At 41.7% G+C, this 26,823-nt stretch carries 20 protein-coding genes; all 20 read right to left on the bottom strand.

Going from position 1 to position 26,823, the window contains the following annotated elements; all coding sequences use genetic code 11:
- Nucleotides 1-13 precede the first annotated feature (13 nt).
- Complete coding sequence (locus BMY66_RS04150; RefSeq protein ID WP_074788627.1) at nt 14-1,075, bottom strand: N-acetylmuramoyl-L-alanine amidase family protein; 1,062 nt, start codon at nt 1,073-1,075, stop codon at nt 14-16.
- A gap of 1 nt (nt 1,076) precedes the next feature.
- Nucleotides 1,077-2,816 (bottom strand): lectin like domain-containing protein, encoded by a 1,740-nt coding sequence (locus BMY66_RS04145; RefSeq protein ID WP_090394230.1) that lies wholly within the window; start codon nt 2,814-2,816, stop codon nt 1,077-1,079.
- Nucleotides 2,817-2,820: 4 nt separating this feature from the next.
- Entirely contained in the window at nt 2,821-3,972 is a 1,152-nt protein-coding gene (locus BMY66_RS04140) for a THUMP domain-containing class I SAM-dependent RNA methyltransferase (protein WP_044937009.1), read from the bottom strand.
- Nucleotides 3,973-4,329: 357 nt separating this feature from the next.
- The gene (locus BMY66_RS04135; RefSeq protein ID WP_044937006.1) at nt 4,330-4,713 is read right to left on the bottom strand and encodes a response regulator; all 384 of its coding nucleotides are present in this window, start codon (nt 4,711-4,713) and stop codon (nt 4,330-4,332) included.
- A 124-nt stretch (nt 4,714-4,837) separates the two neighbouring features.
- On the bottom strand, nt 4,838-5,839 hold the full coding sequence (gene hypE, locus BMY66_RS04130) for a hydrogenase expression/formation protein HypE (RefSeq protein ID WP_044937003.1): 1,002 nt from the start codon (nt 5,837-5,839) through the stop codon (nt 4,838-4,840).
- A gap of 14 nt (nt 5,840-5,853) precedes the next feature.
- Nucleotides 5,854-6,897, bottom strand: coding sequence for a hydrogenase formation protein HypD (gene hypD / locus BMY66_RS04125; protein ID WP_090394229.1), 1,044 nt, complete (start codon nt 6,895-6,897; stop codon nt 5,854-5,856).
- Nucleotides 6,897-7,106, bottom strand: a complete 210-nt coding sequence (locus BMY66_RS04120) for a HypC/HybG/HupF family hydrogenase formation chaperone (protein WP_033153322.1) — start codon at nt 7,104-7,106, stop codon at nt 6,897-6,899. The genes hypD and BMY66_RS04120 overlap by 1 nt, the downstream gene beginning before the upstream one ends.
- A gap of 13 nt (nt 7,107-7,119) precedes the next feature.
- The gene (locus BMY66_RS04115; RefSeq protein WP_090394228.1) at nt 7,120-9,453 is read right to left on the bottom strand and encodes a carbamoyltransferase HypF; all 2,334 of its coding nucleotides are present in this window, start codon (nt 9,451-9,453) and stop codon (nt 7,120-7,122) included.
- A 439-nt stretch (nt 9,454-9,892) separates the two neighbouring features.
- Nucleotides 9,893-10,306: a 4Fe-4S dicluster domain-containing protein gene (locus BMY66_RS04110; protein ID WP_090394227.1), complete on the bottom strand. Its 414-nt coding sequence runs from the start codon at nt 10,304-10,306 to the stop codon at nt 9,893-9,895.
- Nucleotides 10,307-10,474: 168 nt separating this feature from the next.
- Entirely contained in the window at nt 10,475-11,554 is a 1,080-nt protein-coding gene (locus tag BMY66_RS04105) for a hydrogenase large subunit (protein ID WP_090394226.1), read from the bottom strand.
- Nucleotide 11,555: 1 nt separating this feature from the next.
- Nucleotides 11,556-11,918, bottom strand: coding sequence for an NADH-quinone oxidoreductase subunit C (locus tag BMY66_RS04100; RefSeq protein WP_049960350.1), 363 nt, complete (start codon nt 11,916-11,918; stop codon nt 11,556-11,558).
- A gap of 12 nt (nt 11,919-11,930) precedes the next feature.
- Nucleotides 11,931-12,374: an NADH-quinone oxidoreductase subunit B family protein gene (locus tag BMY66_RS04095; protein ID WP_044936990.1), complete on the bottom strand. Its 444-nt coding sequence runs from the start codon at nt 12,372-12,374 to the stop codon at nt 11,931-11,933.
- Between the two features lie 25 nt (nt 12,375-12,399).
- Nucleotides 12,400-13,275 carry an NADH-quinone oxidoreductase subunit H gene (locus BMY66_RS04090; RefSeq protein WP_044936987.1) on the bottom strand — a complete coding sequence of 292 codons (876 nt, stop codon included), beginning with the start codon at nt 13,273-13,275 and terminating at the stop codon, nt 12,400-12,402.
- Nucleotides 13,275-15,212, bottom strand: a complete 1,938-nt coding sequence (locus tag BMY66_RS04085) for an NADH-quinone oxidoreductase subunit 5 family protein (protein WP_090394225.1) — start codon at nt 15,210-15,212, stop codon at nt 13,275-13,277. Before BMY66_RS04085 ends, BMY66_RS04090 begins: the two co-directional genes overlap by 1 nt.
- 218 nt (nt 15,213-15,430) lie before the next feature.
- On the bottom strand, nt 15,431-16,909 hold the full coding sequence (locus BMY66_RS04080; RefSeq protein ID WP_090394224.1) for a 4Fe-4S dicluster domain-containing protein: 1,479 nt from the start codon (nt 16,907-16,909) through the stop codon (nt 15,431-15,433).
- 29 nt (nt 16,910-16,938) lie between these two features.
- Complete coding sequence (hydF, locus tag BMY66_RS04075; protein WP_090394223.1) at nt 16,939-18,126, bottom strand: [FeFe] hydrogenase H-cluster maturation GTPase HydF; 1,188 nt, start codon at nt 18,124-18,126, stop codon at nt 16,939-16,941.
- A gap of 79 nt (nt 18,127-18,205) precedes the next feature.
- Nucleotides 18,206-19,648 (bottom strand): [FeFe] hydrogenase H-cluster radical SAM maturase HydG, encoded by a 1,443-nt coding sequence (gene hydG / locus BMY66_RS04070; RefSeq protein WP_044936979.1) that lies wholly within the window; start codon nt 19,646-19,648, stop codon nt 18,206-18,208.
- 28 nt (nt 19,649-19,676) lie between these two features.
- A complete protein-coding gene (gene hydE / locus BMY66_RS04065) occupies nt 19,677-20,729 on the bottom strand; it encodes a [FeFe] hydrogenase H-cluster radical SAM maturase HydE (protein ID WP_090394222.1) in 1,053 nt (350 codons plus the stop codon).
- A gap of 333 nt (nt 20,730-21,062) precedes the next feature.
- The gene (locus BMY66_RS04060) at nt 21,063-24,332 is read right to left on the bottom strand and encodes a hypothetical protein (protein ID WP_090394221.1); all 3,270 of its coding nucleotides are present in this window, start codon (nt 24,330-24,332) and stop codon (nt 21,063-21,065) included.
- A 200-nt stretch (nt 24,333-24,532) separates the two neighbouring features.
- On the bottom strand, nt 24,533-26,794 hold the full coding sequence (locus BMY66_RS13710) for a hypothetical protein (protein WP_090394220.1): 2,262 nt from the start codon (nt 26,792-26,794) through the stop codon (nt 24,533-24,535).
- Between the last annotated feature and the right edge of the window lie 29 nt (nt 26,795-26,823).

The following is a 26,823-nucleotide window of genomic DNA, read 5'->3' as shown; positions in this document are numbered from 1 at the left end:
TCCCTTCTACTAATTAATATAAATATTCAATTACTGCATCGTACAAAGCCTTTGCAGCCTTTGCCTGATATTCTGAATCCTGCAGCAAATCCAACTCCTTTTGATTTGTCATAAAGCCTACCTCTACAAGTGCAACTGGTGGCTCTGACATTCTAATAATATAGACCTCATCTCCTACTACTGTGCCCTTCGACTTTGAGCCCAGCTCATTTAAAAGGTGCACAAGGCAAAGTGTTGAAAATGATTTTGATTCCCCGGTGGTATCTCCACCCTCGTACATAACTTCTGTACCGTTGATAGAAGACATTCTACCAGAGGCAGTTGAATTGTTATGCACAGACAGGAATAAATCTGCCTCTGAATCGTTGGCCAATCCAACTCTGTTTTCAAAGGAAGGATTGGAGTCGTCAGTACGTGTGTAATAAACGCCTATATTTTTATCAGTTCTATCAAATAATTTCTTTAGCTCCAGCACTATGTCCAGATTCAAATCCTTTTCATATACGCCCTGCTTTGTGGCGCCTGGAACATTTCCGCCATGGCCTGCATCCACTACCACTACATAATCGTAAATCTCATGTGGATCTACAAAATCAAAGTAAATATATTCATCCTCGGAAGTCATCTGAACTTCCAAAACATCATCCATAGTGATTTCAATTACACCTACCAGATTTTCACTGTCGTAGGTTACATCAACGATGTTATTTGACGCACCTCGCATAGGATAATTGCTGAAATAATCTTTTCCGATACCATTTATCGTAATTGCGATAGTTTTATCTACGTGGATGTTATCAATGCTCACACTGGCACTGGTAACGTTCTGTGGCAAAGTTAATCTGATTTGGTGCCCCTTCAAAACAGAATCTCTTGTAGCCGCACTTTCCTCTTGCAAAGCTTCCTCGCTGGAGCGCAGCATATCCATAACAGATATTCTTCCCCCTGAAAGCTTCTCATCCTCCACTTGTAAAGCGATTATGTGCATATTCGGCACATAAATCAGCAGGCAACTCATCAAAATGGTGATTGCCAAAATAACAGCCGTAAAGGCTCCCATCACTTTTTGTTCCATATTATTCGAACACTTCCACAACATTATTTGCGTAGGCCTTGATGCAAAGGTTTGCCTGCACCACGTCCTCCACGTTCTCCCAATCTAAACCATTGTTACTGATAAATCCCTTGCCATCAGTAATGTCCACTGCCTGAGTCATAGAATCAGTTACGTACTCAACTGCCAAAGGACGAACAGTATCAGGTGTATTCACATATAAAACTACTGCAAAGCTTTCCCCCTCTGCTACAGTCTTTGGGGAATTAAACTTGATAGTATAATACCCCTTCTGTGAAACTGTGCCTGATGCAACCAGCTCCTTCTCCGAAAGCGAGCTTGTGTTTTCGTAGTTGGAAACAAAATAAACCTGATAGCTAGTGTCAGTTCCAAGGGCATAAAAGCCTGCTGCCTCAATCTGCTGATCTGCGTCAGCCACAAATGTGTTGGCACCATAAGCCCACTGCTTGCTATAGCCAATCTGTCCAACCCAACCACACAAATCACTTTGGTAAATATAGTTATATGTATTGTTGGTATCTATTTTGACATAAGATACCGCCTGGTTACCAATATTTGAATCATAGTAAGAAATATAAAAAACACCATCATCACCGAAGCCTGTGCCCCAACTGTTTTGGCAGATGAAAGCACCATTTGCAGGAACATCCTCGCTGAAGTTTGATGCTGGATAATCGTCGTCCCAGCCAATTATAACCACATCGTGATTTGGCTTTGCATTTCCTGTATAGCAGTATGAATTGGTTCTGCGATTGTAGCTGCTAGAACCTGTCAGATTTGATGTAGATACACTGGCATAAATGGATGTAGAAACGCCACCGTACTGATATACTGCCCACTTTATCTCATCCAAATTTTCTGCATCATAAAAATGAGCCTCCTGAAGGTGAATCTGGTTCTCCTGAGTCTCACCAGTCAAGCTGGAAATAATTGCAGGTGTAGTATCACTCTCCTCTGTCTGCTCCTCCACTGGTCCCTGCCATGAAAGCAAGTATGCAAGGGCCATAGTGTATTTGCCGCCTGCCGACTGATCAAGGTCAAAACTGTTTTCATTTATCATTGAATCTACTGAGAAAAGATGCTGATGAACTGGTAGCAATGAAGACTCCAATGCCTCCAATGAAGCACATGCCCAACATGTAGAAGTTGAGCCTTGATTTCTGATTGTGCTGACGCGATTAACATCTCTAAGATCGTAATCTCTAGGCAATGATGGAACTTTGTCATACTGAATGCTGACAGTGTATGTAGCCTTGTCGTATTCATATGCGTAGCCAAATGCCTTGCACAAGTCCTCAATGCCAATATAGAGCTCCCCCAAATGCATAGAAGGAGCAATAGAAAGGTCTATTTCATCGCCATTTTCTGTGGCGGTTGTATTGTCTAAAATGTATTCGTATACATTATCTGTTATCTGAACTAAAGCAGCAGACTCATCCTCCATGAAGGCTGAGCCTTTCAGCACAGAACGAATAAACTCTAAGGATCCAACTGGATTCAAAGAGTCATCCAAAATGGCATAGCTCTGTGTGTTAGAGTATTCCTGTCCGTTGATGAAAATCTTAAGCTGATTTGAATCGTTAAGATTTTTGGACATAAGAGGATACAGCACATCCTCATTCAGTGCTGCTCCACGGAAAGTTTCTACTGCTGCGTATCTGTCATTCCAATTATTTAATTTCCAAAATAAAGTGATTGCCAATATCAAGGCAAACGCTAAAAATCTCTTGGAAAGTTTCATTTATTTAGTCCTTCTTCTTTGGCTTAGGTCCTAAAAACTGGTAGAAGTATGTCTTGATCATTCCGTTGTAGATTTTACGGTTCTTATCTGCCTTCTTGCCAATGGACTTTGGTGCATCCTCATAGCTGGTGATAACGTACATAGACCAGCTATCAAGTGCTTTAAATGCATCTCCAAGCTTGCCGTAGATTTCAGGCAAATCCTTTTTGTCCTCCAAACGCTCACCGTATGGTGGATTTGTAAGAATGAAGCCATACTTTTTAGGATGGCGAAGATTTGCAACATCTCTGGCCTGGAAATGAATCAAGTGATCAACTCCTGCTTGCTTTGCATTCAAGCGGGCTATCTTTACCATTTCAGGATCTATATCAAAACCTTGTAGGTCGCATTCGATATCTGTATTTACCTCTGCTCTGGCTTCATCAAAGCAATCCTTCCAAATCTGTGAATCGATAAGATTTGTCCAGTCCATAGAAGTGAAGTCTCTGTTGAGACCAGGTGCAATATTTGCAGCCATCATAGCCGCTTCTATCAAAAATGTACCTGAACCACAGAATGGGTCCACAAGGATTCGGTCTGCACGCCATGGTGTAAGCTCAATTAAAGCTGCCGCCATAGTCTCAGAAAGCGGAGCCTTGCTGGTGTATGTTCTGTAGCCCCTCTTGTGAAGAGGAACACCAGTAGAATCCAAAGTAACTACAACATCGTCCTTTAATAAGAAGATTCTTACTGGATATTCAGCGCCATCCTCATCAAACCAGTTGATATCGTAATATGATTTCATACGCTCAACCATGGCCTTTTTAGCAATGGACTGAATGTCTGTCAAAGAGAAAAGCTTACTTTTAACTGAAGTAGCTTTTGTAACCCAGAATTTGCCGTCCTTTGGAATATATTCTTCCCATGGAAGAGATTTGATTCCCTGGAAAAGCTCCTCAAATGTGGTGGCATGGAAACGGCCAACCTCAACCAACACACGCTCAGCACAGCGCAAGTGAATATTTGCACGGCAAATAGCCTCCGCATCGCCTGTGAAGGTCACTCTTCCGTCGGTAACTTCTGTGATGTCGTATCCTAAATCGTATATTTCTCTTTTAAGTGGTGCCTCAAGTCCAAAATGACATGGACAACTAATGGTAAAAATCTTCGTTTTCAAATAATTTATAACACTCTTTCTTAATTGATTTTTCAAGGAAAACCTAGATAAAAATATCTTAAGCTACAGCCCATAACAAGTCAATGAAATAAAAATTATTTAAATATTCTATTGCATTGATACCCCTATTATATTATAATCTGAACCGTAACTAGGAGTTTCCTAGTTGCACCCTTATTAATTATTTATACTCCCCTCAAAAAGACCGAGTTCTCGGTCTTTTTACTTGCCCATTATTTTTTATAACGAAATCGAGTAATGTATTGTGTGCAATTAGTTTCCATTGTGCACAATTTTTTTGTTTATTTTTGCAAAATAAAAGGACCGCTCTGCAGTCCTTTTAAGCCATATTCAGTTCTACTTGAAATGTGCTAATGCCTCTGCAAATCGAACTTCATCAAAAGGTTTAATAACAAAGTCCTTGGCTCCTGCTTCAATAGCTTCTATAACGTAACACTTTTGACCCATGGCACTAACCACTAGAATCTTGGCCTCTGGATCAAATTCGATAATCTGCTTAATAGCATCTATGCCATTTGAACTTCGACCAATGGTATGTCCATCAACAGTCATTGTGATATCCATCGTCACTATATCAGGCTTTAACTCCTTGTATTTTTCAACCGCTGCATCACTGCAATCGGCCTCAGCTACAACAGTACAGCCATTTCTTTCAACTTCGCCTTTGACAACTGCTCTCATAAACTTCGAGTCATCAACAACCAGTACAGTTTTTCCCAAATGGCATCCTCCTCATTCATTCAACAAACGTATTTGGATGTGTAGGTATATTATAGCACAAGATACCCCTACCTAATTATGAAATAAATGTTAAATATTAACGTCCTACTGGAGTTTGTAGGAGTTAACATATTCTAGGAAGTCCTTCACCTTGCAAAATATCAAGAAAACGTCTACCGCCTATTTCTGTTTTCATTATAAGCGCACCTACCTCATTTTCGTTTTCAGGTGTATTAACTGCCCCAATCATGCATGCATTTTCGCCATATTTACATCCACGGATGATTTCCACTGCTTGCGCAGCATACTCCTTTGGAACTATGGCAACCATCTTACCTTCATTTCCCATGTATAGTGGATCAAGTCCAAGCAATCCACAGAAAGACTTTACCTGTGCTGACACAGGAAGCTTTTCCTGGAGAATCTCAAATCTAAGGCCACTTGCTAAGGCAAGTTCCTTTAAGACTGTAGCAAGACCACCTCTTGTAACATCTCTCAGCACATGAACCGGAATTTTGTTAGCAATAAGCTTTCCTACCATCTCCTGGAGCGGAGCGTTATCGCTTTCGATTGTGTTTTTGATTCCCATTCTCTGGCTGAGAACCGTAGCATGATGGTCCCCAACATTTCCTGAGACAATAATCACATCATCATCCTGGGCGTTTTTTGCCTTGATGTCCACACCCTTTGGAACAAATCCAACGCCTGCAGTGTTGATATAAATTCCTCCATTGCCTTCAATTACCTTTGTGTCTCCAGCAACGATTTTCACGCCTGCTTCCTTTGCTGTAGCGGCCATGGATTTTACAAGGCGTCTAAGCTGCTCTATATCACAGCCCTCTTCCAGAATGAAACCGCATGTGATGTATTTAGGCACAGCCCCGCGCATGCAAAGGTCATTAACCGTGCCACAAATGCAAAGGCGGCCTATATCTCCACCAGGAAACTCTAGTGGCGTAACCACAAAGCTATCTGTTGTCATGGCGATAGTGGCATCACCAGGCACCACAGCTGCATCCTCCATTTCAGAAAGAACATCGCTATCAAATTGTGCTTCAAATATCTCTTTTATTAATTCTCCAGTTGCACGACCACCTGAGCCATGCTCCATTATAATTTTATCCATATCTTATCCATCCTCTATCTTCGAACCAAGTAAGCATTAAAGCATGAGCCTTCCTCAGACACCATGCAAGCCCCCTCCGGCGACATAGGTGTACACACCTTTCCAAATAATGGACAATCCTTTGGTGTAGCCTTGCCCATCAGGATATCGCCGCATTGGCATGCCTTGTTTCGCTTGTTATCTTCATCAAGGCCATTGCTTCCTGCATCAAAGCTTGCATATTCATCTCTCAGCAAAAGGCCGGAGCCTGGGATGATTCCCATGCCTCGCCATACCACATCTGCAGGCCTAAAATACTTATTGAGCTGAGAAACGATTATATCATTCTGGCCCTGCTCAACCACTGATGTGTAATAGTTTTTGACCTGCGGCTGATTGTTTATAACCATTTGAACCAAGCCATATATGCCTATAACTAGCTCCTTGGCACCAAAACCTGATACTGCAAAAGGTATGCTGTATTTATCTGCCAAATCATTAAAATAATCAGCTCCTGTGACGGCGCTAACATGGCCTGGAGCAATGAAACCGTCTATCTTTGCACCGTTGTCGCAAAGATATGAAATAGCTCCTGGCATTGTTTTTAAAGCAGTAAGAATCTTTATATTAGATAGCCCCTGAGCAATTGCATTATCTAAAAGCAATGTATAGACAGGAGTAGTTGTTTCAAAACCTACTGCTGCAAAAACATACTGTCTGTCCGGATGGTCCTTTGCCAGTGCAAGAACATTCATTGGAGAATAAACCATCTCCACCGAGCCGCCCCGGCCCTTTGCTTCATTCAAGCTTTCTTTGGAGCCAGGTACACGAAGCAAGTCGCCAAATGTGGCGACTGTAGTATTGGGCTCTAGACAAATATCTATTAGCTTGTCGATATAGGCTGTGGGTGTGACACACACTGGGCATCCTGGCCCTGACAAAAGCTGAATCTTGTCAGAAAGAATATCCCTGATGCCATGAGTTGCTATGGCATGAGTATGGCTTCCGCACACCTCCATCAGCCTGATTGGCTTGCCATCATAGTTTCTTAAAAAATCTACAATCTCAGAGAATTCCATTAGCCTTCCAGGCCTCCCATCAGCTCAATGATTTCCTCTGCTTCATCCTTTTTTAAAGTCTGGATAACGCACCCTGCATGAACTAGGGCGTAATCTCCCTCTTTAACATTTACAAGGCCAGCATATGCTTCAACTTCATTTCCATTGAAATCAACAGTGACCTTGCCATCCTTTAATCTTTTTACTAAACCTGGTATTGCTACACACATTGTTCTACCCCTTTTAAACCTTTTCGAATTGCGATAAAAAAGCCTGTCCCAAACAGATTCCACCGTCTCCCGGTGGCAGCTGATTTGCCGTGTACACTTTGAAGCCTAGAGCTTCTAGCTTACCGACAGTGCTTTCCATCAGTATTCGATTTAAGAATGTTCCTCCAGATAATACTACCTGTTTATTCTTATCCAGATTATTCTCGTATTCCTTTGAAATATCAACTATATAATCTGAAACCGCCTCTATAAATCCTCTGGCAATTTCAGCTTTATCAACCCCATTTGATATCGCATATACGATATCACGAAACAGCGTTTTTGTACAACCGTCCGTTTCTATATGAAGTTTGTATGCCTTATTTGTTGTGGCTGCAATGTTTTCCAGCTCGATTGGCGCCTGGCCCTCATAGGAATTGTAATGACATATATCAAGCAGTGCCGACACAGCATCAAATAATCGCCCCATCGATGAGGATGTGACAGTGTTTATATTTTTATCTAACGCAGCCATAATCAACTGGGTGTTCATGTTTATTTCTGTTGGCTGAAGGCCATTTCCATGAAGCATTGCTGTGAGAATGGTGTCACAGTTTTTTGCCCCTTCATCTCCACCTATAAGCTTTACTGGCTTCAGGTGGGCCACACGGGTCATCTGATTACTTTTCCATAGAAATGTTTCTCCACCCCATATGGTTTTGTCGTCACCATAGCCGGTGCCATCAAAGGCAAAGCCTAGCACAGGTCCATTTAGACCGTGTTCTGCAATCACTGAAGCCACATGGGCTTTGTGATGCTGGATTTCTATATCAAATGCAGAATTGTTTCTACTAAAATATCCGGGATGCTTATCCACAACATTATTCTTTGGAGTAAAGCCAAATATTGTTTCCATGGCTTTCTTTTCCTTTTTATAGAACTCCTGGCAGCTGACTGATTCCATGTCTCCCAGATATTGGCTTACATATGCCAGTCTATTTTTCACATAACAAAAGCTAGACTTTAGATCTCCACCGGCAGCGAAAATCTCATCTGGAATATCCACAGGAATTGGCGCTGGCACGTGGCCTCGACCTCGTCTGATGAATTGTTGCTGGCCTGCCACTACCTTCATTACTGAGTCATCCATTGGTCGTAGGATTCGTCTATTGTGAGATAGAATTGCTATTGGTACTTCGTTCATTTCATCTGATTGAGCTCGCTGGCGTAGCCACTGTTCCATCCTATCATCATCTGTTTCAAGCACATCTCCACTGGCATTTCCACTTGTCATGATAAGCGGCCCCTGGGCTTTTGTAAGAAGTATCTGCACTGGATTGCACGGAAGCATAGCACCTATATCAGGGCTTGTGAGACATACGTTGTCTGCAAGCTTCTGAGCCAATTCGTATTTACGTTTTAATAACACGATTGGTCGAGCAGGGCTTTCTAGGAGCTTGGCTTCGTTTTCATTGATAATGCAGTAATCTTTTGCCTGCTCTAAATCATAAAACATCACCGCAAACGCCTTTGCTTCTCGATGTTTTAGTAGCCTTAGATTTGCCACTGCTTTCTCGTTAAATGGGTCGCACACCAAGTGATATCCACCGATATCTTTTACTGCTAAAATTCCGCCATTTAGTATATGGACAATTGCTTCTTTTAGAGGCGCAAAATCCTCGTTAGAATTGTCTAAAAATTCACTTGTGAACTTTCTGTGAACTGTATTTTTTGCAGGATATCCTGCATATTTCAAGTTATCCACATTATTTTGGCCCGAAATGGCTGTAAATGAAAGTTTTGGCCCACATTTTTTGCAAGCTATAGTCTGAGCATGGCGCCTAATATCAAGCTTGCCTGTGTACTCCTTCTTGCACTCTGGGCACATTTCAAAATCCCCCATAGTGATTGTATCTCTATCATAGGGTAACCGCTCCAGTATAGAGTACCTAGGGCCACAAACAGTACAGCTAATAAAAGGATGCAAGTATCTTCTGTTAGTGGGGTCCAGCAGCTCCTTCTTGCAGTTCTCACAGGTTGCAATATCTGCTGGGATGAGGGGAAGATTAGCCTGGGTATCCTGGTCGGATTCAATTATTGTGAAGCCTTTGCCTTCCAGTTCCGATGTTTCGTCAGCATCAATTTCTTCCACCTCAACAGATGTTACAAAGCCGCCAGTTGGCACTTCCACTGCCAATCGACTTTGCAATTCTTCCAGTTTTTCCTCGTCTCCTGATGCGCACACCGTCACAATTCCTCCGGTATTTCGCACCCATCCATCTATATTCAATTCATCTGCCAGCTTAGCCACAAAAGGACGATACCCTATCCCTTGAACTAAGCCTTTGACTATGAATTTTATAATCATATAAATATCCTACGTTATTTCATTCGTTATTATTCCCGCAATTTTCATTGCTGACTATATATAAAACAATTATGTTTTTTATATAGTCAGCACATTACCTTTATGACTATATATTTGACTGAAACATAATGCTATATAGTCTTTTTTATGGGTTCTGACTATATTTCTTTATGCTTTTATCATATTTATAGTCTCTTGGGACTAATTTAGACTATATATACGCATTTTTACTATACTATATAGTCATTTCATCTAGAATTGACTATATGTAACCTACGTCTGCTCTTATTTATAGTCTACACACATCTACCACGACTATATCTTACTATTTTTCCCATAATATATAGTCAATAATATTATTCTTAACCAGCAAACGCCCCTAGCCTCAGCCAGGAGCGTTTAAATAATCGTGTTTGATAACAGATAACAAAACAAGGCACTATGCCTCTGGCTTTGTCCCGCCAGCAGGAGCTGCAGCCGCAGCTGGCTTAGCAGCAGGCTTTGGTGGCTCGTAAGGTACCTCTACAGAGTATGTATACTTTTCTGGGCCTGGCTCCTGGTAGCCTGGTGTAATAGATAAACATTTCTTTGGGCACTTCTCTGTGCAGTAGCCACACTGGATACAATCAAAGCGATTGATAGTCCAGGTCTTTCCAGCTCTATCAACTGTGATTGCCCCTGGTGGGCAGCTGCGCATACACATACCGCAAAGAATGCACTGATCTTTATTAATGTCTACATGACCTCTTGTGCGCTCTGGATACTCTCTTTGTACAAAAGGATACTGAGTAGTAGCAGGCTCAGAAAAGAGGTTCTTTAACACTTGTTTAGTAAAAGGCAAAATCTGTCCCATAGTCCTCCTCCAATTGAACTCTCGCTGATTTCCCCGAATACTCAAGTCTGTTACGCCCACAAGCCTTATGATTTCTCCGCTCAACTCATGTTTCGCTTGAGAAATATAAGAGCTTGTTTGCTACAGACAAATTAGAATATCAAGAATCAGCTATTTTCACTCATCTAATTAACGTTCTGTACAGCTAATACATGGATCAATTGTTAAAACCAGCAACGGTACATCGCCGTACTGGCAGCCCTGAAGTGTTTGGGTGAGGGCTGGGATGTTGGCGAAGGTAGGAGTGCGGACTCTGAAGCGGTCAAGGAACTTTGTTCCGTTGGCGCGTACATGGTAGAACGCCTCTCCACGTGGCTGCTCAAGACGGATGAATGACTCACCGTTTGGCATGCCTGTAACCTTTGTATTGATTTCTGTATCTGGAATCTTGGCAACGCACTGTCTGATGATATCGATTGACTGGAAGAGCTCTCCAATACGCACTTCGCAGCGAGCATATGAATCACATTTATTTGATGTGATTACTTCAAAATCAATATCATTGTAAGCTGCATATCCGTTCTTTCTCATATCAACATTGATGCCGGAAGCTCTCATCATAGGGCCAACTGCACCACGACGAATAGCGTCCTCGCCTGTGATAATACCCACATCTACAAGACGGCTCTTTACTGTGTAGTCATCAAGGAAGATGCTTGTTGTCTCGCGAATTTCCTTTTCCATTTCATCCAGCTGACGAACGAAATCCTTTAGCATATCATTTGGCATATCCTTAAGCACACCGCCGATTGTGTTTACTGAGAAAATAACACGTCCGCCTGTTGATGCCTCAAACATATCAAGAATCTTCTCACGAAGTCTCCATGAGTGCATGAACAATGACTCAAATCCAAAGCCATCAGCAAGAAGTCCCAGCCAAAGCAAATGGCTGTGAAGGCGGCTCATCTCTGCCCAGATTGTACGTAAATAATCTGCACGACGAGGGACCTCTACGTTCATGATATCCTCAAGTGCCATGCAGTAGCCCATGCCATGCATGAATGAGCAGATACCACAGATTCGCTCTGCCACATATACCATCTCATTGAAATCCTTCTTGCTTGTAAGGCTCTCAAGTCCTCTGTGGATGAATCCAATAGAAGGAATTGCTGCCAAAACTTTCTCGTCTTCCAAAACTAAATCAAGATGGATTGGCTCAGGAAGGACAGGATGCTGTGGGCCGTAAGGTACTATACTTCTGTTTCCCATACTACTTATCCTCCTTTTCAATAAATGGTGTCTCTACATCGATGCGATAAAGCTTGTCGTGGAAATCCACCTTGATATTTTCAACATTAAGTCCCCAAAGCTCGTGCATTTCATTTTCATAATAAATAGCTGATTTGTATACACGAGAGATCGATGGAACCTCCTCATCACGCTCAGCGATGAGTCTATAGTTTGCAAAATCGTATCCGTTTGCAAATGAATATGTTACTTCATAATGATTTTCTGCTTTTGGGAATGAGCAGCAAATCTGGCAAAGTCTCCAAAGAGCATTCTTCTTTTCCATGATTACCTGGAGGAGCTCAGCCTTGTCGATTAAATATAAATCCTTTTTTAGTTCTTGCATGATTTCCTCCTACTAATTAGCCTTCTGCTGTGCCTTAAGAGCCTCTGCCTTTTCCTTAAACAGACCGATGCCTTTTACAACACCGTCGATGATTGACTCTGGTCGGGCAGCGCATCCTGGGACGTAGATGTCTACAGGAATAACTGTGTCGGCGCCACCTTTGATGTTGTAGCACTCCTTAAAGATGCCGCCTGTACAAGCACATGTGCCTACAGCGATTACAACCTTTGGCTGTGGCATCTGCTCGTAAATCTGCTTTACAACAGCTTCATTCTGAGAATTGATACCACCAGTAATGAGGAAAATATCAGCATGCATTGGGTTACCTGTGTTGATAACGCCAAATCTTTCTACATCGTAAACAGGTGTAGTACAAGCTAAAACCTCTATATCACATCCATTACAGCTACTTCCATCATAGTGAAGGAGCCATGGTGATTTATGTATTGTACTCATTTCTTATCCTCCTAAACTCCAAACATTAACCCATGATGATCTCTAGCAAGAAGAGATTCATACCAGCTGCAACGATTGTTACGCCCCAGGCAAGCTTGAGCATAAGCTGCCATTTTACTCTTGCTGATGTGTTGTCGATGAGAATCTCAAGGAACCACACAACAAGAATTGCAACGATAGCGCCAATCACTGAAAGTGGGTTGCTGTTAAGGAAGAATAATCCAACTATGCCAAGAAGGATTGCATTTTCATACCACTCAGCAAGTGTAACCATTCCATACTCCTTACCTACCATCTCGGATGTTACGCCTTTGATGACCTCTTGGTGGGCATGATGAGATGTAGAAATATCGAATGGCGACTTTCTGAATTTGATTGTAAGGATAAATACAAAGCCTACAAAAAATCCTGGCAAATAAATGATGTTGGAATATGTTGAATTCATCACTATCTCATTTACATTAAATGTTTTTGTAGCCAGATAAAATCCAACTGCCACCAACAGTTCCATTGGTTCGCATGACATGATTTGAACCAGCTCTCTGTGAGTTCCCTGAGAAGAGAATGGTGAGTGAGTTGATGTAGATGCCAAAATCAAAAACATTGCTGCTGTTGAAAGTGAAAATACAACAAGCAATAAATCAAAGCCAGCGAAAAAGATTACTCCTGATAGCACAATGAAAAATACGTATGAGTAAATCATAAACAGCTGCTGTTTGTTTGCTGTTAAAAATTCTTTTTCAAAAAGCTTTTTGATATCGAAGAAAGGCTGTAGCACTGATGGACCACGTCTTCCCTGCATACGTGCAGAAATCTTTCTGTCAAAACCATCTAAAAGTCCGATAACAAAAGGTGCTAAAAGTACATAAAGTACTGCAATTATAATTCGAGTCGTAGTCATTAGAACGCACCTCCTATCACGATAATCATATAAACAATAATGATAAATGCAGAAATCATTATCGCAGGAGTGAACAGCTTCTTTTCACCCATGATGTCTTCCATGTAGAAGTTTGCAATGTGCATTTCCTTTGGATCACCTGTAGATGATACGAAGTTGAAGTTGTCACCAGCATTGGCGCCACCCATGTATGTGATAACCTGCTTTGCCTTCTGTCCCTTTGTCAGCACAAAGTTTACAAATGGAACTACAAAGATGCCTACCAACAGCACAATCATGATTATCATATTTTGATATGAGATAACCTGTGTTGCAGTGCCAAACATATCATTTGAAAGTGGCTTTAACACATGCTTTGAAAGCCATGGGAATCCAAGGATAAGTGCAACCATCATAAATGCATGGAAGAACATTGAAATGTACTCGTTCTTCTTTGTGAGGTCGCGTGACTTCTCACGTGGTGAAGCCCCAAGTATCTTCGACATCCACTTTGTCCAGTAGAACATTGTTGTAGCTGAGCCAAAGCAAATGAAAAGTACCATAAGTGTTGATACGTAAACAGATGTAGTATCAATGAATGCCTTAAGTGCTGCCCACTTAGAAATGAGCATACCAAATGGTGCAAGGAACATTCCGGCGATGCCAATCATAAGGATTACTGCAAGCTTAGGGAAAATAGCAATCAATCCCTGCATATCCTCCACGTCACGGCTGCCAGTTGTGTTTTCGATAGCACCAACGCACTGGAAAAGCATTGACTTTGAAACAGCGTGGAAAATTACAAGGAATACCGCTGCCCAAATTGTCTCCTCATAGCCACAGCCAGTACATGCAACTATAAGGCCTAAGTTTGAAATTGTAGAATAAGCAAGCACCTTCTTGCCATCAGAAACTGATATAGCAAGGCAAGATGCAGCAAGGAATGTGAAGCCGCCAATAAGGGCTACCATATTTCCAACATAGTTATCTGCCATTGCAACAGAGATTCTGATTAACAGATATACACCAGCTTTTACCATTGTTGCACTATGAAGAAGTGCAGATGATGGTGTAGGCGCAACCATGGCACCAAGTAGCCATCCAGAGAATGGGAACTGTGCCGATTTTGTAAGTGCCGCAAAAGCCAGACATGCGATAGGAAGCATGTTTCTGATGTTGGTAGGATCTGCCTGAACTAAATCAATATAGTCAAACAGATTTACAGTTCCATACCATAAATATCCAACTGAGATTGCCACTGCCAATCCACATCCACCAAGCAAGTTCATCCATAAAGCCTTAAATGAATTGTTTATAGCCTCATCAGTTCTTGTGTATCCAATCAACAGGAATGATGTTACAGATGTGATTTCCCAGAAGAAATACAGACTACATAGATTTGCTGAAAATACCAAACCAAACATAGCACCAAAAAATACAAATATCATGGCCAAGAAAAAGCTTCTTCTATCCTTTAGCTCTTTGTGATGATGAATGTGATAGCCATGCATATATCCCACTGCATATACACCAATCAGTGTACCAACGATTCCAATAATCAAAACCATAATCATTGTGAGATAGTCAAATCTCATTGTGTAATTGTTTGGAATCTTTGGCCCTGCCAGCTCCAAAACGGTTGGTACCACTGTGGATACAATGGTTAGCAAAGATATAATTGTTTTCTTATACTTTGCACAAAGATAAATGATGAAAAACATTAAAAGAATATCGCCTACAAGGAAAACATGACCGAATGTTTCCTGGTATGGTAATGAGAAATTCAGTGTCTGGCCCCCAGCCATAAACCACTGAACCGCTGTAATGATGGATAGAATCATTACAATTGCGCATCCTAGATAGACGAAAAAAGCCCTGCATTTTGAATGATGAATCAATGCAGGAAAAATCGCCCACAGAAATGGCAGACAGATCAACGCTGTTACTAGCATTTCCATATGAAATTACCCTCCCTAGTATTACATTATATCTTCTGATATATTTTTAACACATTAGCTATACTATACCACAAATTTACTAACATAGCGTTGATTTTTTTATCTTTTTATGGTTATTTTTTCACAAAAATACACCCTGTCAGAAAACTCTCCGACAGGGTACGCTGTGGTTAAAAAAAAGAGCCTGCTTCACAATGAAGCAGACTCTATTAATTTGCTTATTCCATATGTCCGTCTCTGTACATTGAGAACTTGTCCATTGGGTAATTCTCGAGATTTTCAAGAATCTTACGTCCATCAGCCTTGCCGATAAGACCATTTCTAGCCTTGAGGATTTCTCTCTCAGCCTTATGCTTAGAAGGTCCGCCTACGCAACCTCCCTCACAAATCATACCTTCGATGAAGTCTACATCAAGCTTGCCGCTCTTAAGAAGCATAAGTGCCTTCTTACATTCAGCACCACCTGCGCACTGCATAAGCTTGATATCATCTGTGTTCTGTCCACGCTCCTGCATGCACTCGATAACAGCCTTTGCAACACCGCCTGAGGAAGCGAAGTGCTTACCAAATGTAGATGACTCCTGGTAGTTCTCCTCTACTGGCTCGAACTCAACGCCCTTAGAACGCATAAGTGCACGAAGCTCACCAAATGTGATAACGTAATCTGCATTTCCTGGAACTGACTCATCAGCAGCCTCAGACTTCTTTGCGATACATGGTCCAACGAATACTGTAACAACGTCATCTCCCTGTGTAGCCTTAAGAAGACGTGAGATAGCACACATAGGTGAAATTGTTGAAGACATGTTGTTCTCGAACTGCTCTGGGAAGTGCTTTCTAAGCATATTGATGAAAGCTGGGCAGCAAGATGTTGTCATCTTACGTCCTTCTTCCTTTGCCTCGAACCACTCAGCAGACTCGTAAGCAGCTGTCATATCTCCACCGAGACCTACCTCTACCATGTCTGTAAAGCCGATCTTCTTGCAAGCTTCCTTAACTGCTGCCATAGAGATGTCCTCACCGAACTGTCCCTCTGTAGCAGGTGCGCACATAGCGTAAACCTTCTTGCCTTCAAGAATAGCCTTGATGATATGTACAAGATATGTCTTAGAACCGATAGCACCGAATGGGCAGCTGTGGATACAGTGACCACATGAGATACACTTCTCATCATCGATTACGCAGTGACCGTACTCATCGTAAGAAATAGCACCAACTGGGCAAGCCTTCTTACATGGTCTCTCAAGGTGAACGATTGCACCATAAGGACATTCCTTAGCACACATACCGCACTCCTTACACTTTGAAGGATCGATGTGCATTCTTCTCTCACCTGGTGAAATAGCGCCAAACTTACAAGAGTTAAGACATGCCTTTCCAAGACAGAAACGGCAGTTGTCTGTAACTGAGTAAGAAGCGATTGAACAGTCATCACATGCAGGCTGAATAACCTGTACTACGTTCTTAGAATCTGGGTTAGTAGGAAGATTCTCTGCGCATGAAAGGATAACACGCTGTCTTACGATTTCGCGCTCCTTGTAAACGCAACAACGATATGTTGGTCTTGGGCCAGGAATGATTTCGTAACAAACCTGTTCCTTGTGAGAAGCATCGAGCTCACCCTTCCAAGCAAGCTTACACACTTCTTCCATGATGTTGTGCTTTAAACGCACAATACTTTGATCTGAAGTTACCATATTTTTCTCCTTTTACATTGTTTGCCAGTTTACTTTAAAACCTCTAGACTTCTGTCTAATATTCCATTGAAATGGGCAATGGCCATTCCATAGTTTACTATTGGAACCCCCTGCTCCACGCAATGCTTAGTTCGACTTTGCATCTCGCTAGCATTAATCATGCAGCCCCCGCAATGAACTACTAATTTATATTTTGATAAATCCTCTGGAAATTCATTTCCTGAAGAAAATTCAAAATCAACATCCTTACCTGTGTGCTTTCTAATCCATCCAGGTAATTTTACTGTGCCGATGTCGTTGCACTGTCTGTGATGTGTGCAGGCTTCGGCAATCAAAACCTTATCATTGTCCTGCAAATTTTTAAGTGCAGCGACGCCCTTTAGCTGGGTGTTAAGGCTTCCTCTGTATCTTGCCATCAATATGCTAAATGATGTCAAAAGTATATTGTCAGGCACCATCTTTGATACTGTTTCAAATGCTTGTGAATCAGTAATAACAAGTGATACCGATTTATCTTCGTTAAGTACCTCTGTGAGCTCCTCTGGCTGGCAGCAGATGGCTTTGCATCTGTGGTCCAGCAGGTCTCTAAGAACCATTTGCTGAGGCAAGATGATACGTCCCTTTGGGGCTGATTCATCGATTGGGATGACAAGTACTACTGTGCTCTTTTCTGGTACTAAATCAGCGACGAGTGGTGGCTCTGTAATCTTTGGTGCAAGCTGAAGAAGTGCCTGCTTTACAGCCGCCATATCATCTGTTGTGGCATCCACATAAAGAAGCTTTTCCTCTGATGACAGTTCCTCAAAAGGATGACCTGCCACCTCATCCACGTGATTTTCAATGATGATATAAGGGAGCTTACGTTCCTTAACCATCTTTAGGAAATCAACCTCTTCTTCTGTGAGGTGGTCTGCTCTGGCATCAAGTACCAAAACAACGATATCCATCTCATCAAGGATGCGGTATGTTCTTTCTTTTCTAAGCTCACCTAGCTCTCCCTCATCATCGAAACCAGCTGTATCAATGATGACAACTGGTCCCAATGGAAGAAGCTCCATAGTCTTTCTAACTGGATCAGTGGTGGTACCCTTGTGTGCAGACACAAGTGATACCGCCTGATTTGTAAGCTTATTTACAATGCTTGATTTTCCTGCATTTCTTATTCCAAAGAAGCCAATGTGAACACGCTGGCCACTAGGTGTATTATTCAAGGACATTTTATTCTTCCTTTACAAAAAACTTAGACATTGTGATTATACAAAATAACTTTGTCTAATTTATTAAAAAACTGAGAACTTAGAAACGGAAATCACGTCTGTCTGAGTTCTTAATAGCTTCGATGTTTTCAAGAGCTATCTTTCTAACATTTTCCTTAGGAATCTTCTTGAGCTCGTCTTCAATCATCTTGTAACCAACTTCTCTTGTCTCCTCTGAAGCGTAGTCAACAAGGTACTCAGTAAGAGTCATAAGTGCGTTTGGATGGCAGCAATTGAGGATTTGTCCGCTCTTGCAAAGTGCCATAAATCTATCACCAGTACGTCCTGCACGGTAGCATGCTGTACAGAATGAAGGGATGTGACCTGTCTCCATAAGCCAACGAACAACCTCATCAAGTGTACGCTGATCTGAAACATCAAACTGCTCTGTATCGTGTGGTCTCTCCTCTTCTGTGTAGCCACCTACTGATGTACGGCTTCCACCTGAAACCTGTGAAATACCAACCTGAAGCATCTTGCGACGAACTTCCTCAGACTCACGAGTAGAAATAATCATACCTGTGTAAGGAACTGCAATTCTGATACAAGCTGCAATCTTTGTGAACATCTCATCTGGGATTGAGTTGTCGAATGCCTCTGGATCGATGTCGTCAGCGTGCTTTACACGTGGAACTGAGATTGTGTGAGGGCCTACGCCGTGAACAGCCTCAAGGTGCTCAGCGTGCATAAGAAGTCCTGCGAACTCATACTTGTAGCTTTCAAGTCCGAAGAGAACTCCAAGTCCTACATCGTCGATTCCACCTTCCATAGCGCGGTCCATAGCCTCTGTATGGTATGCGTAATCGTGCTTTGGTCCTGTTGGGTGAAGCTCCTCATAGCTCTTTTTGTTGTATGTCTCCTGGAAGAGGATGTATGTACCAATTCCTGCTTCCTTGAGCTTGCGATAGTTTTCAACTGTTGTAGCAGCGATATTTACATTAACACGACGGATATCGCCATTTTTGTGATGAATGCTGTAGATTGTGTTGATGCACTCGAGGATGTACTCGATAGGGTTGTTTACAGGATCCTCACCAGCTTCGATGGCAAGTCTCTTGTGTCCCATATCCTGAAGTGCGATAACCTCAGCCTTAACCTCTTCCTGTGTAAGCTTCTTACGGCCGATGTGCTTGTTCTTCGCGTGATATGGACAGTAAACACAGCCATTTACACAGTAGTTAGAAAGATAAAGTGGTGCAAAGAGAACGATACGGTTGCCATAGAAAGCATCCTTGATTTCCTGTGCTACCTCATACATCTTTTCGATGTATTTAGGCTCCTCGCATGCCAGTAAAACTGATGCCTCACGATGAGTAAGTCCCTTGCATGTGCAGCCTTCTGCTGTCTTTACTGGACGAGCCTTTTCTAGTAATTCTTCGATTAATTCGAAGTTATTCTTATTTGCCTCTGCATACTCGATAGTATCTAAGATTTCCTGATTGTCGATAAACTCTTCTGCTTTTAAAGATTTTACATTGTACATTTTTATACCTCACTTGACTGTTTTAAATCTATAAACCAGCTCTGTTTCCAGGGTCAGTAACAATTTTATACCCAATACTCTCCATGCGCTGGCCTAAGCAGCCTAAGCACTCGGCAGCTTCCTCGCCTGTGCAAATCTTATTATCGTATAAAGCGTATTTTTTTCTAACACCGGTAGGTGAAAGATTTGGCATGACTACATTAGCACCAGCCTTTATTCCCATTTCCCTGCCCTTTGGATGAATTGTGCCAAGGGCTGTGGTGGCTGGAAGTAGTACCTGTGGATAAATCATCCTTAGTAATGAAAGACAAAACAGTGTTGTCTCCAATGTGCCACTAGGACTATTTGCAAATGGTGTTTCCTTATGGCTAATGAATGGACCTATGCCACACATATCTGGCTTGAATTCTTCAACGAATTTCAAATCCATGGCTAAGTCATAAGTGGTCTGGCTAGGTGATTCCACCATGAAGCCTGCACCAACCTGATAACCAATCTCTTTAAGATTCTTCAAGCATTCCATGCGATTGTCCCATGAAAGCTCTGCCGGATGAAGCTTTGCATAAAGCTCTGGGTTGGCAGTTTCATGCCTGAGCAAGTAGCGTCTGGCACCCGCCTCGTAGTACTTTTGATAACTTTCCTTTGAGCGTTCCCCGATGGAAAGTGTAACAACCATATCCTCATGGGATGCCCTTATTCTGCGAATGATATCGCATATATCCTCATCGCTGTAAGAGAAATCCTCACCGCCCTGTAGGACGATAGTTCTGAAACCGAGTGCGTAGCCTTCATCTGCGCACTGAACAATGGTATCAGCCGAAAGACGGTATCTCTCACAGTTGTGATTGTCTCTTCTGATTCCGCAGTACAAACAATTGTTTCTGCAGAAATTTGTGAACTCCACCAGACCTCTGATGAATACTTTGTTGCCATAGTGCTGATTCTGGAAGTGGCGTGCATACTCTGCTGCAAGGTCCATCAGCTCCTGATTGCGATGATCAAGTAAATACTGGTACTCTTCAGTCTGAAGTGAATGTTCTGTATTTAATTTATCTAATAACTGTCTTGCTTTTGTATCCATAAATTAATTGATAAAAAATATCGTTTATTTTTTCACAATCAATACTATACCACAAAACTACGTAGCTTTTTTGTTTATTCTTTCATTTTGCTGTTCTTTTTTGTATACAAAAATTTACTAGAAAAAAGAGAGCTGGCAACCGCTGCCAACTCTCTCTTTTTTCGTAGGATAATTATTGTTGTTTACTCAATTGGAGCTTCTTTAACTGCTTTCTGGTTTTGTGATTCTCCAACATCGTCTTTATCATCCTCACTTTCAGAATTAGAACCTTCATAACCTCTTTGACCTCACCCTTCGAATTTTATTTAAGTAATTGTCGCAGTTAAAACCCAATTACTTAACTTTCTTAGCATCTGCCTTCTTCTTAGCATATGCTGTAGATCCTGTAAGGACTGCAATGATAAGGAGTAACCATCCCCACCATGTTCTTGCGAAGAATCCCTTCTGAGCTTCTCCTGCAAGTGGTACTAAATCTTCTTCAACTGTTGTTGTATCTTCTGTATCCTCAACTACTGCATCATCTGCATCGCCACCTGCAAGTGGTGTCTCAGCCTCGTCGATTGTAGTTGTGTTATCGTTTGCTGCAACTGTTCTAGCTCTACGAGCTCTTCTTGCCTGGCCTGCTGCAGGTACTGCATCATCAGGAATAACAAGCTCTTCGTCTGCTGCAACTGCTGCTGTAGTAGCTGTAGCGTAAACTACTGGAGCTGCTCCGCCTGTTGTAGTTGTAGCACCGCCACCTGTTGTAGGAACGATTGTTGGATACTTATCACTGTATGCCTGAGTTGCTGTGTTAAGAGCAGCCTTTGCAGCATCAAGTGTAGCCTTTGCAGCATCGTATTCCTTCTGAGCATCTGCAAGTCTAAGCTCCCACTCAAAAACCTGAAGTGATAAGATTGCGCCATCCTTGCCAAGATCATCAATCTTACCCTGAATAACTGTTACCTTATCCTGAGCTGCATCTACAGCAGTTTTTGCTGCTGCAAGCTGCTTAAGTAGTGTAGCGTAGTCAGATAATGTTTGGTCTGTGCCGCTAATCTGTTCTGTGTAACCCTGCTCTGTGCTAACAAATAAGCCCTTATCATTCTTTTTATAAGCTGTTACATTTGAGTATGCATACTTATCATATGTATCTTTAGCATCTTTTGTTAATGTTGCTGAGTATGAAACTTCTCTAGTAATGTTCTCATCAGCTGCCACTTTGCTGTTAGCTGCATCATAAGAACCAGAAGAATTTGCTTTTGCTGTTGCCTTATCAATAGCTTCCTGCTTTGTCTTACCAGTCTCATTGATAGCTGTTGACTCTGCTACATATATACCGATTGTACCAGTTATTGTTGAATTCCAAATATCTGGCAATTTCAAATCCAAATGTAAGTTGAAATTATCAACTGTTGATACTTTACAATTGTAGTTCTGTTCATATGCTTTAGCTATCTTTTGTTTAATTGTTTCGTTATCTTTGTGTCTAACGGCATTTACAAATTCAGTCCAATCATCTGAAAGCAAATCTGCCAAGCTATATGATGTAGGATCAACCTTTGTAACTTTGTCGTATGAAACTGTGTAGTTATCTGTAATTTCCCAAGTTTTAACTCCCCATCTTTTACCACTGGTTGTTGTCAAATCATGTGTTTCACTAGTAGCATAATAATAGTGCTTATCGTAATACTCCTTTAACTCATCATTATGAACATCTTTTTTCATCTGGCTCTCAGCGCCTTCCTGACGCTTATGTAATACCTTGCTATACCAGTCACTTGTTTCACCAGATTCCGTATATCTAGGAATATAGAAACCAGTTACTGTCCATGAATCACTTAAGCCAGTAAATTCCTTAATTATTTGACCTTCATCCAGCTTAATATCCGCACGTGCAATAGATTCAGCTGTCATGTCGTCACTGTACTTCTTACGTACATCAGTCAATACATTATTAACATATTTGTAAGTTGTAAGTTTACTAATGTTCTGAATCTGCTTTACATAATTACCTTCCGCATCGAAATATGTAATTGTGAAGTTGTTCTCATCATTCTCAGAAACAGTTTCTACCTGATCTGCTTTACCATCAGCATTTTTAGTATTTGTAACAGTTGTTTGATCGATTGTAGCTTCGCTCCAATCTCCAAGGAGAACATAGCTAAGCGTATACTGAGCCTTTTCCTCATCTTCTAATGAGGCATACTTAGTAGCTGTGATATATGGTGTAGCATTTTTATCATCGCCTGTATAGCCATATCTCTTTACTACCTTGCGTTCTGTCTCTAAATCATTTAATTCCTTTTCTGTAATTGATACTTTTACGTCTTCATTCTGATCATTCTTGTATGTATATTCGTATCTCTCTTCGTAGATAGAAACTACTCCAGCCTCATCAACAGAGAAGCCAATCTTGAAATTCTTTTCTTCCTTAACAACGTTACCATCTTGATCTTTAATCTTATATGTAACATTCATGAAGTTAGATGTGTTTTCAACAGGGTTTACTGTAATATCAGTTAACTCTTGTCCTTCTGCAAGCTTTACGTTGTTTACTAAGTAAAAATTCTCGATTACTGCTGCAATATACTTGTTTGTATCTGCTGCTGTCTTTCCGCTCTTAGCATATTCCTCATCTGCTTTAACAAGAAAATATGCAGCTGATTTAGCAAGTGCATTTTGTGCATTCTCTACAGCCTTCTCGAGCTCATCAACCTTTGCCTGCAATGTTGCTAAGTTTTTTTCTGCATCGCCCAAATCTTTTGTTGCAGCAGAAATATTATCCTGATACTTTTCAGTTGCTTTTTCAAGTGCAACTTTAGCAGCATTATATGCACTCTTTGCATCTGCAAGATCCTCTGCCTTTTCATTATATGTCTGCTGTGCATCTGCTACTGACTGCTGTGCTGTAGCAATAAGTGTAGCAGCATTTTCCTGTGAATCAGTTGCAACTGCAACTACTGCTGCATTTGCATCCTGCTGTGCCTTATTAACTGCTGAAGTAACATCAGAAGCTGCTGATTCAGCATTACCTACGGCTGTATTTGCATCTGTTGCTGCAGCATCCATCTTGCCCGCTGCATCTTTAATATGTTCAGCATCAGTTGCTGCGGCTGCAATCGCTTTTCCCGCTGCCTCTGCAGCTTTCTGAGCATCAGCTGCAGTTTCTTTATAATTTCCTTCTACAGTCTTTTCTTCTGTCTTTATTTCACCGTTTTCGTCAACAACAACATTACCTAATTCATCTCTAACTTCGCTATTTTCCTTGAATGAATATGTGTCGTCATCTTCAAATGTAGCATTTGTAGTGTTAACAGCATCCTTAACTTTATCGAGTGTAGACTTTGTGTCGTTTGTTGTCTGTGCTTCACCTTCTGTACTAGTCTCACCTTCTACTGGTGTTTCTGACTGACCACCATTGTAGCTTTCATTCAGCGCTGCTGTATCGTTTACCACAGTCTGCTCTGCTACATTAGTCTCTGCCTCTTGAGAAGCTGTGATTGGTTCCGCTGGCTGTCCCCCTTCTGTTGACTCCTCTGCAAATACAGGCACGCTCAGTGAGCTTGCAATTGTGATTGCCGATAAGCCAACTGACATTGCTTTTACTACATTCTTCTTCATACGTATAAATTCCTTTCCCTAAACCGTACATTACACATTGTTAACATTCCATGATTGTTATGTGAACGTTGCGTGAACATCTGTTATAAAATATAACATTGAAAATCGTTACGTACAATAACGTTGGCAAAATGTGACATTTTTTGGCAAGATGTTTCCACAAAAAAACTAGCCAGCATATGCTGACTAGTTAGTAACTATTACTGATTTAATTTATCGATGAGCTTTATAGCTGCTCGGCGCTTTGCTTCGAGGATACCAACGCCAACTCCTGCAGTTGAAACACCTGCAAGTCCGACGAACCATTTGCCTCTTTCCATGAGGCCTGCTAAGGTGATTCCTGTAGGTGACTGTTCCTCTTCGATTGTGACTGTCTCCTCTGGTGCAGGCTCCTCAGGCTGATCCTGTGGAATCTCTGCCTCGCCACCATATCCATATCCGCCAGCATTGCCACTTGGGAAAGTGATTATGTGAATCTCTTCTACTGATTCCTCATCTTCAATTTCTTCTTCCTCTAGCTCTTCCTCTTCGATTTCCTCTTCATCTTGGATAACCTCTTCGGATTCTGCCGGAGCTAATGCTATAGAAGAAACTGTGTTGAATCTGGCTTCATATGTTGATTTTGCTGTTGCTAAAGCTTCCTTTGCATCTGCCAGATTTGATTTTGCTATGTCGTAATTAGCCTGAGCTTTTTCAAGCTCGCCCTGTAGCCTTGCAAGCTCCATTCCTGTATTAATATCGCTTGCGGCATCTAAATCTGCAATCTGCTGCTTCAAGCTAGATACTGTCTGCTTGGCTGATTCAAAGTCCGCCTTTGCTGAGCTGACCGCCTCTGAAAGAGCTTTGTAAGCATTATACTTTTCAGTAATCTCTGATATATATGAAGCGTAATCCTTGGATGCGCTTGTAAATACCTGATTCTTGTTTACTTCGTAACTATAAACCTCAGCAGTCGTATTGTGCTCTGTTATGTTTAATAGCCTGCTTTTATCGAAAGCAACGCCTGTCGCTTTATTTTGCTTCTTTGCATCATCAACTATTGCATTTTTAAGGTCGTCCTCTGATGTGTATTTTGAGTTCTTAACAGTGGATGAAACGCTGGTGCCTTGGTAATACTTGAAGTAGCCATATTCTCTATAGTATTCTTCAGGTGTGCTTGTAACTACTCTTCCTATTGTTTTTTCATAATTAACTAAATCATCAAATTTCTTATATCTCCAAGATACGCCATCATAGAGTCTTACTTCGCCTTCATACACCATACCATTATAACTTGGAATATAAAATCCTGTGGCAGTCCAATAAGAATACTCAATCACGCCATCCTTCAGCTGCTCAGCCTCTTCCTTTGTAAGAGAAACAGTGTTGCCGTTGATGTCCTGGTATTCGTATACCATATCTCTGTCGTAAATGCGAACTTCACCAGATTTGTAATCTACCGTATATCCGTAATTAGCACTAACGTTACGCACAACATTACCATCGGCATCCACAATATCATATGAAATACCAATAACATTTCCTTTGTAAGGTGTGACTGTAAAGTTTGATACGGACTGGCCATCAGCAAGCTCTGTGTTTGGTGCGTAGTAATGTTCTACCACTGTAGCGATGTATGATGTGACATCTGATTTATCTGCGTCTGCTGCAATAAGTGCATCTGCGCCAGCTGCTGCAAGGTCCTGGCCTGCCGCCTCCAGCTGCTCTTCTAATGAAGCGAGCTTTTCCTGGGCGTCTGTAAGTGTGGCCTCTGCATCTGATAAATCTGATGTAGCCTGTGATTTTTTATTGTTATATTCTTCAGCTGCAGCTTCGTATTCCGCTTTAGCTGATTCATATTCTGAAAGTTTGTTGTTATAAGTTTCCTCTGCTGATGCGAACTGCTTTTCAGCTTCCTCAACAGTGGCGGTAGCATCTGCGATAATAGCTTCTGCACTTTCCTGATCAGTGTTTGTGTCTGCCACTGCAACCACTGCTGCATTTGCCACTTCGCTAGCCTGGCCTGTGACCTGTGCTACGCTTGAAGCCGTATCATTTGCTGAAGCAAGGCTTTCATCGGCTGCTGCAATGCTTGAATCCATGGTATCCTTTGCATCTGCCACACCTGAAACCGCTGTAGCTGCATCAGAAACCTGCTGATTAGCATCGGTAATATCTTGTGCGATTGCCTGAGAATCAGAAGTAGCGTTTTCCTCTACAATGCCAGCACTCACTGCATCGCTTACTTCTGTAGAAACGCCTGCATCAACAAGTGTCTCTGCGACCGATTCAGTTGCGCTAGCGCTACTTTCTACTGCAGCTTCCTCTGGCGAAACAACCTGCTGCTCTTTAGTATCTGAAGGCACAACAACAGAGCCTTCAGAATTCTCTGAAGCCTCTACCTGTATCGGAAATACGATACTACTAGCTAATGTAATTGTAGATAATCCAGCTGCCAAAGCCTTTGCTGAACCTCTCCTCATAACTTTCTGTGCCCTTTCAATTTAAAAAG

The organism is Pseudobutyrivibrio sp. C4 (assembly GCF_900111635.1).
GTDB classification, from domain to species: Bacteria; Bacillota; Clostridia; order Lachnospirales; family Lachnospiraceae; genus Pseudobutyrivibrio; species Pseudobutyrivibrio ruminis.
Note: the sequence above shows the minus strand (reverse complement) of the source record. Positions and strands in the feature narration are given on the sequence as shown.

Bases quoted from the DNA above. Each gene is read 5' to 3' on its own strand.
- BMY66_RS04150 (WP_074788627.1), bottom strand. From the start codon at position 1,075: ATGGAACAAAAAGTGATGGGAGCCTTTACGGCTGTTATTTTGGCAATC.
- BMY66_RS04145 (WP_090394230.1), bottom strand. From the start codon at position 2,816: ATGAAACTTTCCAAGAGATTTTTAGCGTTTGCCTTGATATTGGCAATC.
- hypE (WP_044937003.1), bottom strand. From the start codon at position 5,839: ATGGATAAAATTATAATGGAGCATGGCTCAGGTGGTCGTGCAACTGGA.
- hypD (WP_090394229.1), bottom strand. From the start codon at position 6,897: ATGGAATTCTCTGAGATTGTAGATTTTTTAAGAAACTATGATGGCAAG.
- BMY66_RS04120 (WP_033153322.1), bottom strand. From the start codon at position 7,106: ATGTGTGTAGCAATACCAGGTTTAGTAAAAAGATTAAAGGATGGCAAG.
- BMY66_RS04115 (WP_090394228.1), bottom strand. From the start codon at position 9,453: ATGATTATAAAATTCATAGTCAAAGGCTTAGTTCAAGGGATAGGGTAT.
- BMY66_RS04110 (WP_090394227.1), bottom strand. From the start codon at position 10,306: ATGGGACAGATTTTGCCTTTTACTAAACAAGTGTTAAAGAACCTCTTT.
- BMY66_RS04105 (WP_090394226.1), bottom strand. From the start codon at position 11,554: ATGGGAAACAGAAGTATAGTACCTTACGGCCCACAGCATCCTGTCCTT.
- BMY66_RS04100 (WP_049960350.1), bottom strand. From the start codon at position 11,918: ATGCAAGAACTAAAAAAGGATTTATATTTAATCGACAAGGCTGAGCTC.
- BMY66_RS04095 (WP_044936990.1), bottom strand. From the start codon at position 12,374: ATGAGTACAATACATAAATCACCATGGCTCCTTCACTATGATGGAAGT.
- BMY66_RS04090 (WP_044936987.1), bottom strand. From the start codon at position 13,275: ATGACTACGACTCGAATTATAATTGCAGTACTTTATGTACTTTTAGCA.
- BMY66_RS04085 (WP_090394225.1), bottom strand. From the start codon at position 15,212: ATGGAAATGCTAGTAACAGCGTTGATCTGTCTGCCATTTCTGTGGGCG.
- BMY66_RS04080 (WP_090394224.1), bottom strand. From the start codon at position 16,909: ATGGTAACTTCAGATCAAAGTATTGTGCGTTTAAAGCACAACATCATG.
- hydF (WP_090394223.1), bottom strand. From the start codon at position 18,126: ATGTCCTTGAATAATACACCTAGTGGCCAGCGTGTTCACATTGGCTTC.
- hydG (WP_044936979.1), bottom strand. From the start codon at position 19,648: ATGTACAATGTAAAATCTTTAAAAGCAGAAGAGTTTATCGACAATCAG.
- hydE (WP_090394222.1), bottom strand. From the start codon at position 20,729: ATGGATACAAAAGCAAGACAGTTATTAGATAAATTAAATACAGAACAT.
- BMY66_RS04060 (WP_090394221.1), bottom strand. From the start codon at position 24,332: ATGAAGAAGAATGTAGTAAAAGCAATGTCAGTTGGCTTATCGGCAATC.
- BMY66_RS13710 (WP_090394220.1), bottom strand. From the start codon at position 26,794: ATGAGGAGAGGTTCAGCAAAGGCTTTGGCAGCTGGATTATCTACAATT.